Annotated in this window: 15 protein-coding genes; 10 read left to right on the top strand and 5 right to left on the bottom strand. The window is 71.5% G+C overall.

Translation table 11 applies throughout. The annotated features are described in order from the left end of the window. Positions 1-404: 404 nt before the first annotated feature. From AC559T_RS03880 to AC559T_RS03860, 5 genes are all read left to right on the top strand, one after another. Positions 405-1,541, top strand: coding sequence for a DegT/DnrJ/EryC1/StrS family aminotransferase (locus tag AC559T_RS03880; RefSeq protein WP_071059767.1), 1,137 nt, complete (start codon positions 405-407; stop codon positions 1,539-1,541). After that, a complete protein-coding gene (locus AC559T_RS03875; RefSeq protein ID WP_498867769.1) occupies positions 1,538-2,629 on the top strand; it encodes an NAD-dependent epimerase/dehydratase family protein in 1,092 nt (363 codons plus the stop codon). The genes AC559T_RS03880 and AC559T_RS03875 overlap by 4 nt, the downstream gene beginning before the upstream one ends. Further along, entirely contained in the window at positions 2,626-3,798 is a 1,173-nt protein-coding gene (locus AC559T_RS03870) for a glycosyltransferase family protein (RefSeq protein WP_498867768.1), read from the top strand. The genes AC559T_RS03875 and AC559T_RS03870 overlap by 4 nt, the downstream gene beginning before the upstream one ends. A 172-nt stretch (positions 3,799-3,970) precedes the next feature. Then, positions 3,971-5,083: a DMT family transporter gene (locus tag AC559T_RS03865; RefSeq protein WP_112106489.1), complete on the top strand. Its 1,113-nt coding sequence runs from the start codon at positions 3,971-3,973 to the stop codon at positions 5,081-5,083. A gap of 108 nt (positions 5,084-5,191) precedes the next feature. Beyond that, positions 5,192-5,461, top strand: a complete 270-nt coding sequence (locus AC559T_RS03860) for a hypothetical protein (RefSeq protein ID WP_020572301.1) — start codon at positions 5,192-5,194, stop codon at positions 5,459-5,461. A 306-nt stretch (positions 5,462-5,767) separates the two neighbouring features. Here the strand turns inward: AC559T_RS03860 and AC559T_RS03855 are convergent, their stop codons facing one another. Continuing rightward, complete coding sequence (locus tag AC559T_RS03855) at positions 5,768-6,703, bottom strand: NUDIX domain-containing protein (RefSeq protein WP_368952825.1); 936 nt, start codon at positions 6,701-6,703, stop codon at positions 5,768-5,770. A gap of 99 nt (positions 6,704-6,802) precedes the next feature. On the opposite strand from AC559T_RS03855, the gene AC559T_RS03850 reads away from it, so the two are divergent. Both AC559T_RS03850 and AC559T_RS03845 read left to right on the top strand, forming a co-directional pair. Then, on the top strand, positions 6,803-7,867 hold the full coding sequence (locus AC559T_RS03850; protein WP_071059762.1) for an SPFH domain-containing protein: 1,065 nt from the start codon (positions 6,803-6,805) through the stop codon (positions 7,865-7,867). Continuing rightward, on the top strand, positions 7,864-8,790 hold the full coding sequence (locus tag AC559T_RS03845) for an NAD(+)/NADH kinase (protein WP_498867767.1): 927 nt from the start codon (positions 7,864-7,866) through the stop codon (positions 8,788-8,790). The genes AC559T_RS03850 and AC559T_RS03845 overlap by 4 nt, the downstream gene beginning before the upstream one ends. 33 nt (positions 8,791-8,823) lie before the next feature. Here AC559T_RS03845 and AC559T_RS03840 read toward each other — a convergent pair whose 3' ends face one another. The 3 genes from AC559T_RS03840 to AC559T_RS03830 form a co-directional block, all read right to left on the bottom strand. Then, on the bottom strand, positions 8,824-9,036 hold the full coding sequence (locus tag AC559T_RS03840; protein WP_498867800.1) for a hypothetical protein: 213 nt from the start codon (positions 9,034-9,036) through the stop codon (positions 8,824-8,826). Positions 9,037-9,487: 451 nt separating this feature from the next. Continuing rightward, entirely contained in the window at positions 9,488-9,727 is a 240-nt protein-coding gene (locus AC559T_RS03835) for a DUF397 domain-containing protein (RefSeq protein ID WP_071059760.1), read from the bottom strand. Then, positions 9,724-10,587, bottom strand: coding sequence for a helix-turn-helix domain-containing protein (locus tag AC559T_RS03830; RefSeq protein ID WP_498867766.1), 864 nt, complete (start codon positions 10,585-10,587; stop codon positions 9,724-9,726). The genes AC559T_RS03835 and AC559T_RS03830 overlap by 4 nt, the downstream gene beginning before the upstream one ends. A 643-nt stretch (positions 10,588-11,230) precedes the next feature. On the opposite strand from AC559T_RS03830, the gene AC559T_RS03825 reads away from it, so the two are divergent. Further along, positions 11,231-11,440: a hypothetical protein gene (locus AC559T_RS03825; RefSeq protein ID WP_071059758.1), complete on the top strand. Its 210-nt coding sequence runs from the start codon at positions 11,231-11,233 to the stop codon at positions 11,438-11,440. Between the two features lie 118 nt (positions 11,441-11,558). After that, positions 11,559-11,900: a hypothetical protein gene (locus tag AC559T_RS03820; RefSeq protein ID WP_112106486.1), complete on the top strand. Its 342-nt coding sequence runs from the start codon at positions 11,559-11,561 to the stop codon at positions 11,898-11,900. A 50-nt stretch (positions 11,901-11,950) separates the two neighbouring features. Here AC559T_RS03820 and AC559T_RS03815 read toward each other — a convergent pair whose 3' ends face one another. After that, on the bottom strand, positions 11,951-12,808 hold the full coding sequence (locus tag AC559T_RS03815; protein ID WP_498867765.1) for a phytanoyl-CoA dioxygenase family protein: 858 nt from the start codon (positions 12,806-12,808) through the stop codon (positions 11,951-11,953). A gap of 143 nt (positions 12,809-12,951) precedes the next feature. On the opposite strand from AC559T_RS03815, the gene AC559T_RS03810 reads away from it, so the two are divergent. Further along, a complete protein-coding gene (locus tag AC559T_RS03810; protein ID WP_498867764.1) occupies positions 12,952-13,749 on the top strand; it encodes a class I SAM-dependent methyltransferase in 798 nt (265 codons plus the stop codon). Position 13,750 lies beyond the last annotated feature (1 nt).

Raw genomic sequence — 13,750 nt, 5'->3', positions numbered from 1 at the left:
GTTCATCCTGGTGATGACAACACGAACCCGACTGATCCTGATGAGTAGCAATCGTCTGGCCTCGGTTGCGGTGTGTCGCGCAAACACTGTGCACGGTTACGTTGCGGTGGGGATCAGGTGAAGGAAAAAGGCGTGCGGTGATGTGTCGACGGGGTTGTCGCGGCATCGACGCGGCAGTAGCGGCCGACCCCCTGTCGGGGGTCTGTAGCCTGCCAACGGCAGGGTCCGGTGCAAATCAACGCGATCTGGGTGGACCGGACCTTTGGTTTCGACCAGTTCGGATGGTCAGGTTTCGCGATGTTGCGAGCCGGTCCGGGGGCGAGCCGGTAGCGTTCGAAGCTGCTCGCGCTGCGTGCGCGACTGACTACAGCTAATAGGCTCGTTGACCTAGGGGGGTTGAACTGGTGCAGGTCCCCGCGGCGCGCATCGTGTTCTCGCCAGAAGACCGCGCAGAGGTCGCGTCGTTCGCGGCCGAGGTCCTCTCGACCGGTGCCCTGACTCTCGGTGCGCACACCCAGGAATTCGAGGCGGCGTTCGCGGCCATGCACGGCGCGCGCCACGCCGTCGCCGTGAACAGCGGAACGGCCGCCCTCGAGATCATCCTAAGAAGCATCGGCGTGGGCGGATTCGATGTCGTCGTGCCCACGAACACCTTTGCTGCCACCGCGTTCGCGGTTCTCCGCGCCGGCGGCACACCGGTCTTCGCCGATGTGAACGCAGACACCTTCGCGCTCAGCCCGGAGACTGTCGCCGCAGCCGTCACGCCGCGGACGAAAGCCGTCGTCGTCGTGCATATCGGCGGCATGATTCCGCCGGACATCGACGAGCTGTGTGGCCTCCTCGACGAGCGGGGCATCGTGCTCGTCGAGGACGCGGCCCACGCGCACGGATCAAGTCTCGCCGGCCGGCACGCCGGTTCCTTCGGGGTGGCGGGGTCGTTCTCCTTCTACCCGACCAAGCTGATCACGTGCGGTGAGGGTGGAATGGTCGTCACATCCGACGACCGGCTGCGAGACGAAGCCCTCCTCTATCGTGACCAGGGCAAGGCGGGATTCCTCGGCAACATTCACATCCGCGAGGGGTACGCCTGGCGGATGAGTGAGGTGCACGCCGCAACCGGCCGCGTCCACCTGCGTCACCTCGACGACTTCCTGGCCCGCCGACGCCGGGTCGCGGCCCGTTACGACCAGGCGATCGACGAACTGGGCGTGGAACGGCCGCAGGCGGTCGAGGGCGGCGTCACCAACTACTACAAGTACCCGGTTCTTCTTTCCCGGGGCGTCGACCGGACGCAGGTGAAGAAGGAGATCCGGGAGGGACACGGTGTCTCCATGGCGGGTGAGGTGTACGAAGCCCCGCTGCACCAGCAGCCGGTGTTCGAGCGGTATGCGCAGGTCCAGCTGCCGGTGGCCGAGGACATCTGCGCGCGGCACGTCTGCCTGCCACTGCATTCCGACATGACCGACGCCGAGGCCGAACATGTCATCTCGGCATTCCGTGCCGTCGTCCACGGAATGGAACTGGACGGTGCCCGGCGATGAAGATAGCCGTCACGGGAGGATCCGGATTCATCGGCGGTCACGTCGTCGACCGCCTGCTCGACGCCGGCCACGAGGTGCTGTCGCTTGACCTGAGCACCTGCAGGCGGCCCGACCCGCGTGCCGCCTACCGCGAGATCGACGTTCTCGAGCTCGAGGCGCTCGTCGACGCGTTCACGGGCGTGGACGTCGTCTTTCACATCGCCGGAATGTCGAACGTCGACTTCGCCTTCGCCGACCCGGTGCGCACGGTGCGCCTCAACGTGGAGGGAACCGGCAAGGTGTGCGAGGCGGCCCGGCGCACCGGCGTGCGCCGCGTCGTGTTCGCGAGCACCGTCTGGGTCTACGGCGCCGTGGCCGACGCGCCCGCGCAACCGACCGAGCAACCGCCCGCTCAGCCGCCCGCGCAACCGACCGAGCAGCCGTCCGGGCTCGCGGCGGGCAGCGTCCCCGCTCCGGCCGGGCACGGTGACCATCCGCGGCCCGCGCCGCTCACCGAGGACGCCGAGATCGTGCTCGCGCGAGCCGGGCACGTGTACACCTCGACCAAGCTCGCGGCCGAGCTGCTCCTGCACAGCTACCAGCAGACCTACGGGCTCCCGTTCACGATCCTGCGGTACGGCATCCCCTACGGCCCCGGCATGCGTGACGAGCTGGTGCTGGCCAGGTTCGTCCACAACGCCGTGCACGGCCGGCCGCTGACCGTCGCCGGCGACGGCCTGCAGTTCCGCAACTACGTCTACGTCCGTGATCTGGCCGACGCGCACGTGCTCGCGCTCGCCGACTCCGCGGCGAACACCACCCTCGCTCTGGAGGGCAACGAGCCGGTGAGCGTGCTGGAGATGGCCCAGGCCGTCCAGCGGCACTTCCCCGGGACGGAGATTGAGCACATGCCAGCCCGGCCGGGGGACTTCCGCGGCCGGGAGATCTCCGCGCAGCGGGCCGCCGGCCTTCTCGGCTGGCGGCCGACGACGCCGTTCCTGGACGGCGTCCGGCAGTACATCGAGTGGTATCAGGCGAACCGGCAGCCACCCGCGGTGACTGCGCCGTCGATCGGGGATCTCGGCGTCTCCGCAACCTCATCGGAATGAGCGTGTCGAAGATGGACGGGATCGAGGGGATCATGGGCGACGTCACGGCGGAGAGCGAGCCCGAGTCTCGGCGCGGGAACGTGCTGCTGCTCTCCGGCTCCCTCGGAATGGGCCACGACGTGATGGCCGAGGCCTGCGCGACGTCGCTGGAGCGCCGCGGGTTCCACACCCGCACCGCGGACTGCCTGCGCATGACGGACGGCCGCAACGGCACGCTCGGGCAGAACGCCTTCCGTGGGCTGATCGCCGTCCCGGGGGTGTACGACGCGCTGCACTTCTCGCAGCTACGCACGGGCGGGCGGGTGGCGCGGGCCATCGAGCGGACGTCCAGCCACTTTCTCGTGCCGCGGCTGCGCGAGGACATCCGGGCCGAGCCGGCCGACCTGGTGATCTCCATCTTCGCCTCCGCCGCGGCGGCGGTCAGCCGGCTGAAGTCGGAGTTTCCGGGGATGACCACGGCCGTGTTCTCCTCGGACTGCTGCGTGCACCGCATCTGGGTGCAGGACAACACCGACCTGTTCCTGGTGACGTCCCAGACCGCGGCCCGCTACGTGCGCCGGTTCGCCCCGCAGGCCCGGGTCGCCGTGGTGCCGACCCCGGTGCGGACGCCGTTCTACGACCCGCCGACCCAGGAGGAGGCCCGGGGCAATCTCGGCATCCCGCTGGAGAGCCGGTGCGTGCTGCTGATGTCCGGATCGTGGGGCCTCGGCCCGTTGGTCGAGGCCGCCGAGGCACTCGCCGCGGCCGGGGTGTGGGTGCTCGCCGTCGCCGGCCGCAACGAGAAGCTGGCCGCGCGGCTGTCCGCCCTCGCGCAGCGCGACCACCGGGTGATCCCGTTCGGATTCACCAACCGGATTCCCGAGCTCATGGCCGCAAGTAACCTGGTGGTGACCTCGTCGGGGGACACGTGCAGCGAGGCTCGCGTGATCGGGCGCGACCTGCTGTTGATGGACGTCGTCCCCGGCCACGGGCGGGACAACCTGCAGAAGGAGCTCGACCGCGGCCATGCCGAGGTGACCAGTACGGACTCGCTGTCCCTGACCCGGTCGGCCCTGGCCTGTCTGGACCGGGTCAAGCCGCCCTCGCAGCGGGTCGCCGTCAGCCCACAGGCCTGGGAGCAGGCATTCGGTGCGGCGCTGGCCCAGATCGGACTGGGCGTCCACTGGTGATGCCGCGCGCGCGGGTGGGCCAGGTGCCATGAAAGTCAATACGTCATGAGATGTGCTGGGGGAGCCGTCGCGTTGTGGGAGATGATGCCGCCGGGGTCGCCGCCGTTGGGGCGGCGCACCCTGGCTCGGCCGCCCGTGTCGGCGGATGGGACGCTGCGATGGTGAGCCGCGCATGAACACGGCGCTCGTAATCGGGCTGCCCACGACCATTGTCTCGGCGGCCCTGTACGGGGTCGCGCCGCTGCTACAGGCGATGGCCGCCCGGAGGGAGGAAGCCGGTACCGGCCTCGGGCTCGGCCTGCTGGCCCGGCTGGCCACCCGGCCGTTGTGGCTGATCGGTCTGGGGGTTGAGGCCGGCTCGTTCCTGCTGGAGGTCTACGCCCTGTCGGTGGCGCCGGTCGCGCTCGTCGCGCCGGTGATGGCCCTCGACATGATCGTGTTCACCCTGCTCGCGCGCCGGGCGCTGGGTGAACAGATCAGCCGGGTCGGCTGGAGCGGCGTGGGCCTGATGGTGGCCGGCGTCGGGCTGCTCGCCTACGCCTTCCACCGCAACGCGGAGGTCGGCAGCCCGGCGGGCAACGGCGTCCTGCTCGCCTTCCTGGTGCTCGGGCTGATCTTCTCGCTGCTGTGCGCGTTCGGCGCGAACCTGGCCGCGGCGAAACGGCAGGTCGCCGGGGCCGCGCTGGGGTTCGGGCTGGCCGCCGGGGTCAGCTATGCCATCGCGACCCTGGCCACCCGCCAGATCGGGCTCGCGGTGCACGAACGCCGCAACAGCGACTCGACGCTCATCGACCTGCTGTCCACGCCGACGCCCTACGTCCTCATCCTGTTCTCCGTGCTGGCCCTCGGGCTGGAGCAGCGCGGCCTGCAGGGCCGGGCCGCGGTCATCGCCTTCCCCGTCACCAGCGGGGTCTCGGCGTTCCTCCCGGTGACCCTGGGGCTGACCCTGTTCGACGAGCCGGCGCCGGACGGCCCGCGCCTGCTCGCCTTCGTCGTCTCGCTGGTGATGGTCGCCGCCGGCATCGGCGCGCTCGGCCGCGACCGGATGGCCGCCAACCGGTCGGTCGAGGACGAGCCGGTCGTCGATCCCCGAGCCGGTTACGACCCCGCCGACGAGGACGGCTATCGTCCCCTCGACGGTGCCACCGACCAGGATGACTGGGCTGTTCCCGGGACGGGAGCCGGCTACGACGGCGGCGGAACCGCCCCGGGCGGCGCGCCCGCGCACGGGTCGGCCGACAGGTTCGGCGTGGTCATGGACCCATTGCGGAGTGCGCAGAGCTGAGTCAGGATGGGGCTCATGGGCGAAATGTCCCGTGGGCCCGTGGGTCGGTGAGGGCATCGCGGCAGGCGTTCGAGGTGCGGCCCCGCTCGGCCGGGATTGGTGGATCGCGTGTACGCGGACGATTCGGGGTTCGACGATGCGGCGGGATACCAGGATCCGGGGTACCGGGTCGTCTCGGTCAATCTGCCGAGCGATCTCCTGGAGGTCGTGCTGCGCCGGGTCGGCCCGAACGGCCTGTCCGCCTACGTGACCCAGGCGCTGTGGCGCCAGGAGCCGCGCGCATCACTGATTGACTTCCACCGCTGGACGGCGGCCCTCAGTCGCGCGGCGCTCGACCAGGACGTGTCCCGCGCGGCGGAACCGCCCGCCCTGCACTGAGCCCGCTGCGGTTCCTGGGCCTTCCGGTGCACGTCGCCGTCGCCGGCGCCGGCTCGTGGCCGGGGCTGCTGGTGCGCCTCACTCGGATGGACGGCCGGGCGCCCGGGCGATCGGGGGGTGAACCCGGGCGGCCGGCCACAACGACTGTCTCACGCTCGGCACGCGATGCGTTACTAACGGTTTCTTGAAGTGTGCATCGCGTGAGCGAGTCCACAGGTACGACCGCATTGGCGCTGCCTGTTCCGTCTCGGTGCTCCTGAGTCGTTCCGGGGCGTTGGTCCCGGGCGACACACGGTGCTGGGCGGGTCAGCGGTCTCCGGGTTCCGGCCGCAGCATCGCCGGATGCAGCAGGCAGGCGTCCCCGCGGGTGAAGAGCTCGGCCGGACGGCCGCCGTCCCGCGTTGTGGTCCGTCCGGTCGGGACGAGGAAGCCCGCCGTGCGGGTGACCTTACGGTGGAAGTTGCGAGGGTCCAGCCGGGTTCCCCAGACGATCTCGTAGATCCGCCGAAGCTGCGCGACGGTGAACTCTGGCGGGCAGAACGCCGTCGCCACCGGGCTGTACTCGATCTTTGAACGGGCACGTTCGACCCCGTCAGCCAGGATCCTGGCGTGATCGAAGGCCAGCCCGGTCATCCCGCCGACCGCGCGGCCGTCCCCGCCCGCGCCGCCGTCCGCGCTCCCCGCGCCTTCGCCTGTGCCGCCGTCCGTACCGTTTGCGCCCGAGTCGCCGTCCGAGCCGGCTCGCGGGATGTCGGTGACCGCCCACCACCGGCTGGCCGCCGCGTCGGTGCCGGCGACGGGAACCGGAAGGTCAGGCGCGAGCGCCAGGTACGCGACCGTGGCCACCCGCCCGCGCGGGTCGCGGTCCAGGTCCGCATAGGTCGCGAGCTGTTCGAGATGGCCGGTGGAGCGCGCCAGGCCGGTCTCCTCCCGTAGCTCGCGGACGGCGGCCGCGTCGAGATCCTCGTCGGGCCGGACGAACCCGCCGGGCAGAGCCCATCGCCCCGCGAACGGCTCGATCCCGCGCCGCACCAGAAGGACACAGAGAGTGTCATCGCGCACGGTGAGCACCACGAGATCCACGGCCAGCGGAACGGGGACGATCTCGGCCGGGAGGATCTCGGCCGGACCAGGCGCGGCGCCGGAGTCGAGCGTGGCGCCGGACTCGGACGGGGTGCCGGAGCCGGGCGTGGGGCGGGAGCCGGGCGCGGTGCGGGAGCCGGCGGCGGGCGGCGTGGTCATGGCGGCGATGGTATCTCGTCAGGTTGACGAAAAGGGGGGTAGGGCTCTACAGTCCCTCTTATCGTCAGTTCGACGATAAGAGTGTGAGGAGGTTCGGCGATGGCCGATATCAGCCGTGTTCTGTTCCTGCGCCACCTGCGTGGCACCCCGACGGCGTACATCCGCCACCAGCGGGGCACCGCCGTCGCCCACGAGGGCGTCGGCCTGGTGTTCTGGTACCGGCCGCGGACGGCCGTGATCAGCGAGGTCCCGGTGGACGACCGGGAGCTTCCGGTCGTCTTCCACGCCCGGACCGCGGACTTCGCCGACGTCGCCGTCCAGTCGACGGTCACCTTCCGCATCGCCGACCCGGCGCTCGCCGCGAGCCGTCTCGACTTCGGCATCGACCCCGAGCTGGGGAGCTGGCGCGAGGACCCGCTCGCCCGGCTCGCCGAGATGATCACGGAGACCGCCCAGCAGTATGCCGCCGACCAGCTCGTCCGCATGCCGCTCACCGACGCCCTGGTGGACGGCGTCGCGGCGGTCCGCCAGCGCGTCGGCCAGGGCCTCGGCGGCGACGCCCGTCTCGCCCAGACCGGGATCGCGCTCGTCGGTGTCCGGGTCGTCGCCATCCGGCCGGTGCCGGAGGTGGAGAAGGCGCTGGGCACCCCTACCAGGGAAAAGATCCAGACTGAGGCCGACCGCGCCACCTACAGCCGCCGCGCGCTGGCGGTCGAGCAGGAGCGCCGGATCGGCGAGAACGAGCTGCAGAGCAAAATCGAGCTGGCCCGCCGCGGGGAACAGCTCGTCGTCCAGGAAGGCGCCAACGAGCAACGCCGGATGACCGAGCAGGCGGCGGCGGCGCGGATCAGCGCCACCGCGCAGGCCGAGCGGGCCGAGACCGCGGCCCGCGCCGAGGCCGAGCGGGTGCGGCTGGAGGCCGCCGCCCGTGCCGACGCGGTCCGCCTGGTCGGCGCGGCCGAGGCCGACGCCGAGGCCGCCCGGGTCGGCGCGCTGGCCGGCATGGACACGGCGACGCTGGTCGCCCTCGCCGTGCGCGACCTGGCCGACCACCTGCCGGACATCGGTGCCCTCACCATCACGCCGGACGTCCTCACCGAGGCGTTCGCCCGCTTCGCCCGGCCCGGCCTGACGGCCGCCGTCCCGGCCGGCGGCGAGCGGTGAGCCTCGCCCCGCGCGCGGTGATCGTCCACCGGCGCACCGAGTACACCGAGCTGCTGGAGCACCACGGCACCCGTGGCCAGGCGGAGTTCTTCCTGCGGTCGCGGGGCCGGGACATGGCCGAGGTGGAGGCCCGGCACGCCGCCCAGACGGCGGCGCGGCGCCAGGTGGCCGCCGCGGTGCCGCCGAGCTGGCGGCGCGGCGAGGTGGAGCGCGCCGACCTCGACCGCTTCCTGTTCGACCCCGAGGATGTGATCATCTGTGTCGGCCAGGACGGCCTCGTCGCCAACGTCGCCAAGTACGTCGACGACCAGCCCGTCGTGGGCATCGACGCCGATCCCTCGCGCAACCCCGGCGTGCTCGTCCGGCACCAGCCGGGCGAGACCGGGCGCCTGCTGGCCGTCGCCGAAGCGCTCCGGCGCGCGGGCGGCGCGGGCGGCGCCGGCGGCCCGTTGCGCCACCTCACCATGGTCGAGGCACGCTCCGACGACGGACAGGTCGTGCGTGCCCTGAACGAGGTCTACATCGGGGACCCCGGCCACCAGACGGCCCGTTACCTCCTGCGCGCGCCCGGGTACGACGGAGTCACGACAGAGCGGCAGGCATCGTCCGGCCTGATCGTCAGCACCGGCACGGGCAGCACCGGGTGGTGCCGGTCCGTCTGGCGCGAGCGGCACAGTGCCCTGGACCTGCCGGCCGGCGAGGCGCCCGCCCTGATCTGGTTCACCCGTGAGGCGTGGCCGTCCCCGACCACGGGGACGGCCTGCACCGAGGGGCTCCTCGTCGGAGCGGTCCGGCTCGAGTTGCTGGTCGAATCCGAGCGTCTGGTCGTCTTCGGTGACGGCATCGAGACCGACTCGGTGGCTCTCACCTGGGGCCAACGCCTCACGATCGGCATGGCGGACCGGCGGCTGAACCTCATCTGACGCACGGTCCCTGACCTGCGGTCTGACGTGCGGTCAGTGCCCGAAGCGCTCGATCGCCTTGCTGACCCGGGAGTTCGCCTGCGCGAAGCTGACCTTCCCGTCCACATACGCGGCGAGCGCGGCGCGGCGGACCCGCTCCGCACGCGGATCGCTCAGCGGGGTGTTCAGCAGGTTGGTCGTGGCGGTGGCCACGGCGATCACCTCCCGGTACCAGGGGAACAGGTGGAGTACTACGGGCGAATCCAAAGGAACGGACTGGGCCGAGCGGGCTGGGCTGTTGAGTGGACTGAGCAGTAGAGCGGGTTGAACTGTTGAGCGGACTGGGTTGTAGCGGACCGAGCGGAGCAGTTGGATCGGGCTCGACGCGACCGTCGGTGCTGGTCGGAAGTGCGGTGTGCGATGGGCAGGCGGCCCGGTCACGGAGCCGGCGTGGGGTGACCGCCCGGCAGATCGTGCCGGGTCAGGCCGGGGCGGGTACCCGCTCGATGGCAATCACGACGTCGCTCCTCCGTGACGGGACGGGCACCGTGCGCCCGCGCTCGGCCTCAGCGGGCATCGCACGATCGACACGACCGTGACGTTGGAACAACGCGGCCCGCACGAACATCTACAGAGTGCGCGACGTGAGCCGGTTACGCAAGAGCCGAAGAACGGCTGGTCAGCGGCTTGACACCCGCCGGCTGTCCGGATCCGCCGGTCAGCGGCGGGCGCGCGGGCGGTCGAACTCGCCGTCGTGGACCCCGGCGAGGAAGGCCTCCCACTCCGCGCTGCTGAAGGCCAGAACCGGGCCGAGCGGGTCGGCGGAGTCGCGGACCGCCACACCGCCGTCGACGTCGGCCACCTCGACGCACATGCCGCCCTCCCCGCCGCTGTGACTGCTCTTGCGCCACGGGAGCGCGGCCGGGTCGGTGACCGCCGGTTTCCTGGATGTCCTCATCGAAGCTCCTCCGAAACAGCGGAAATCAACGCCACGGAGTCCGCCGGGCCAAGAGCGGACGCCATCAGGTGATCCAACCTGACTCTATAGCGGCGAATTTCTGACGGACGTTCCAGGTAGAGGCTTCCGGCGCCTTTTTCTATGTAGACCACATCGTGATCCGTCTCGTCCGCGAATCCCAGAACGGAGAATGTGCTGCCCATACCGGCATGTGCCCCGGCTGCGAAGGGAAGCACCTGAACGGTGACATTCGGTAGTTCGGATGTCTTCGCGACCCACTCGAGCTGGGCGCGCATCGCCGCCGCGCCGCCGACCGGGCGGCGTAGGACCGCCTCGTCGAGGATCACCCAGAGTCGGGGCGGGCTGTCGCCGCGCAGCCGCGACTGCCGGTCGAGCCGCAGCGCCACCCGGCGCTCGATCTCGTCGTCGGGCGCCTCCGGGTTGCTCGCGCGCATCACCGCCCGCGCGTAGTCCGCGGTCTGCAGCAGGCCGTGGACGAGCTGCGGCTCGTACACGCTGATCGAGGAAGCATCGGCCTCGAGGCCGATGTAGACCTCGAACCAGGCCGGGACCACGTCCTGGTAGGCCTGCCACCAACCGTGCCGCCGCGACTCGCGGGCCAGGCCGAGCAGCGCCTCGCGGTGGTCGGCGTCAGTCACCCCGTACAGCCAGAGCAGGTCCGCCACATCCCTCGTGCGCACCGGGATCCGCCCGTTCTCCAACCTGCTCACCTTCGACGCCGAGCAGCGCAGCACCTCGCGGACCTGCTCGACGTCCACACCCGCGGCCTCGCGCAGGCGGCGGAGCTCGGCGCCGAGCCGCCGGCGCCGCACCGTGGGACCGCTGTTCCTCGCCGTCACCCGTCCTCCCGGTCACCGGAACCGTTGTGGAGCATTCCGTTACGCATCCACAATCTGATCACATAGATAGTGCGCAATCTGTAGTGAAACCAACACACAAGGGCTTGCATATGCGTGGTGCAAGCTCCATGCTGCAGAAGCGGTGCTCACCTTGAGTGGCGAAATCGAGCCCCTGGGTGAGATGTTGTCGACGATGGGGCCTACCGGGGGAGCGTCGGTGCTGGTCGGGACGGGATGGATGGCCGTGAGCCGGTGCCGCCCGCCCTGCCACGGCGGGTCGGCCGCCCACATCAGGTTGGGCTGCGCCATCGGGTCGGCCTGCCACGTCGGCATGGTCCCTCCGTCGATCCGTGCGGTCGGCCCGGTGACCGTGCCCGCCGCCCGTCAGGCCGCTGCCCGCCGTGCCGCCCGTCAGGCTGCCGTGCGCCGTGCCGCCCGTCGGCCGGCGATGGTCTCGGCCATGCCGTGTCCGGTGACAGCCCCAGCCGCCGGCCGGTTCGTGACCGACATCCGTCCGGAGCGCCTTCGCGGGGGCGGGTGCCGCGCCCGCGCGGCCGCCCCGCCAGAACTGGGAACTGGAGTCCCGATGAATCGTTACTCACGCAGCAGGGGTCATTGCGGCAGGCGCGTCCGGCCGGCCACGATGCGGTTGGGGGAGGCTGACGACCCCGACTCCTCCTCGATGTTCGGCGTGATCCTCTTCGCGGCCGGTCCGCGTCGGGCGCGCCGGATCGTCCTCGCCTTCGACTCCGCGTCCGACGCCGATGCGTACGCGGTCGAGAACCATTATGTCGACTACCTGGTCGCGCCGCTGTCCTTCCTGTCGCCGGCGGGTATCCGCCGGGTCCGGTGAAGCGCGGCGAGACCCACCAGCTGGCGAGACCCACCGACCGGCGAGACCTTCCGACCGGCGAGACAACCCGACCGCCGAAAAGACCCGGCCGGCCGGTGAGAAGAGAGGCGGGACGACGATGACCCGGCGATTTCTTGTGTTCGACGGCGACGGTGAGCTCGTGGGCACGTTCGCGGAGTGGGAGGACGCGCATTCCTGGGCGCACCTACGATCAGCCGAACCCGCGAATACCGGCCCCGTACAGGTGGAGGACCGCGCCGAGCGCCGCACCTGGACGGTGAGCGGCGAGCAGTGCCGACTCACCGTCTGGCGGCGCCAGGTCGAGTACGGCTACTGCGCACCGCCGCCGCCGGTGCCGCTCCCCGTCCCGTCCGCCTTCGTCGCTCCGTCGGCGCCGCCGCCGGGAACGGTGAGCCCGCGCCCGCGGAACAGGCTCCGCCGCCAGGTCAAAGCCTCCTGAGCGCAGGCTGTCAGAGCCGGCCCGCAACCGCCGCAACCGCCTCGGCCGGCTCAGCCGGAGGCCGCCGGGTCGTCGCCTCCCAGCCCGCGGTGGATCGCCTGCTCCACCGGAGAGCAGGGGAGATCCGTGTCGCCGAGGAGCGGCGGGCCGTCGGGCTCGAGCGGCGGCTGGGCGAGGAACCGGGGAGTCGACCCCCGGTGCACCTGCGCGGCGTGGATCAGGAACGGGTGGCAGAGGTAGACGTCCCCGGCCTGCCCGGTGGCCAGCGCGGTCGGACGGTCCGCGGCGTCGAGCCGGCCGGCCGCGTCCATCGTCCGGCACAGGCTCAGGACGTCCGTCCCGCGCCCACCGAGCGGCTCGAGGAACCGCGGGACGTCCAGATGCGAACCGACCTTGATCCTGGTCGGGGCATCGGCCGGGCCGACGTCGGAGAACAGGAAGAGCATCAGCAGGGCACGGCCGCGTGAGGCCACATTGAGCCACGGCCAGGGCGCTGTCGCCGCGGCCTGCGCCGGGTCGTCCGCGGCGTAGCTGCCATCCATGTGCCAGCCTGTGTCGCCCGGGTCGTCGGGGTGCGGGAAACGAATCGGGAAAGTGCCCAGCCCGACCCGGGGCAGCCAGCGCCCGGGGCCTACGAGCTGGTCGAACGCGGCACTCAGCCGCGGCGAGGACGCGGCGGTGCGGAACGGCTCGTCGGCGCGCCCGCCCACGCGGACGACAGGGTGCGTCCAGGTCGCGCTGTCCGCGGGATCGGCGTCGATCGTCTCCCAGAGAATCGCCCGGCCCGCGTCGGCGACCGCGCGGCTGAACGCCCCAGCCACCCGCACGAATCCGTCCGCGACGAACCTCTCGATCTCCTCGCCGGTAAGCATGGGACGGGACGACTCGGCCGTGAATCCGGACGTCATGGGCCGCGACCACCTCCGGTGAACGAGTCTGCCCGCGACCGGCAGCCGCCCGCCACGCATTTTTCGCCGCTCACCTCGGCGCGTCCGCGCTGGGCGGCGGCCTGCGACGGCGGGGTGTCGTGGTGCGGGATTAGCCTTGGACTGTGCCGGAGTCCGTGAACTTTGACCGTATGGCGGACCGCTACGACGAGACGCGGGGCGGGGCGGAACGTGGCCGGACCGTCGCCGCCGCGCTCGCTCCGCACCTGCTCGGCGAGACGTCCCCGGAACGCGCGCGGCTGCTGGAGATCGGCGTCGGTACCGGTCTGGTCTCCGCCGCCTTCGTCGAACTCGGCTGGTCCGTGGCCGGAGTGGATCTCTCCGAGCGGATGCTCGCCCGCGCCGTGGGACGGCTGCCCGGCCGGATCCTGCGCGCTGACGCGACAGCGATCCCACTCCGCTCAGGCACCGTGGACGCCTGCGCCGCGGTGCACGTGCTGCACCTCGTCGGCGATCAGCCCGCAGTGCTGGCCGAGGTCGTCCGGGTGCTGCGCCCGGGCGGCCGGTTCGGTTTCGTCGGGGCCGGGGCGCCCGACGGATCGGACATCTCCGAGATCATCCAAGCAACGCAGGCCACGCTTGCCGACGGTGCGTCCCGTCGCGACGCGCCCGACACCGTCACCCGGCTCGCCGAGCAGGCCGGCCTGCGCCTGGTCGCCGACCTCACCCTCACCGGCGCGGGACGTCCCTCGACCCCGCTGGAAGCCGCCCGGCAGATCGAGCTCCGGACATGGTCGACCTTCTGGGACGTCCCCGCGTCGAAATGGTCCACGATCGTCGAACCCGCGCTGGACGCTCTTCGCGGTCTCCCGAACCCGGCCGAGGCCCGGCCAGCCAGAATCCGTACGCCTTGCCTGATCTTCGAGAGCCAGTCTCCCGGGACGCCGGCTCGCGCAAGATAAG

Origin of the sequence: Frankia sp. Hr75.2 (assembly GCF_949319125.1) — a bacterium.
Taxonomy (GTDB): Bacteria; Actinomycetota; Actinomycetes; order Frankiales; family Frankiaceae; genus Parafrankia; species Parafrankia soli.
The sequence above is the reverse complement of the archived record's forward strand: the minus strand, read 5'-3'. Positions and strand labels throughout refer to the sequence as shown.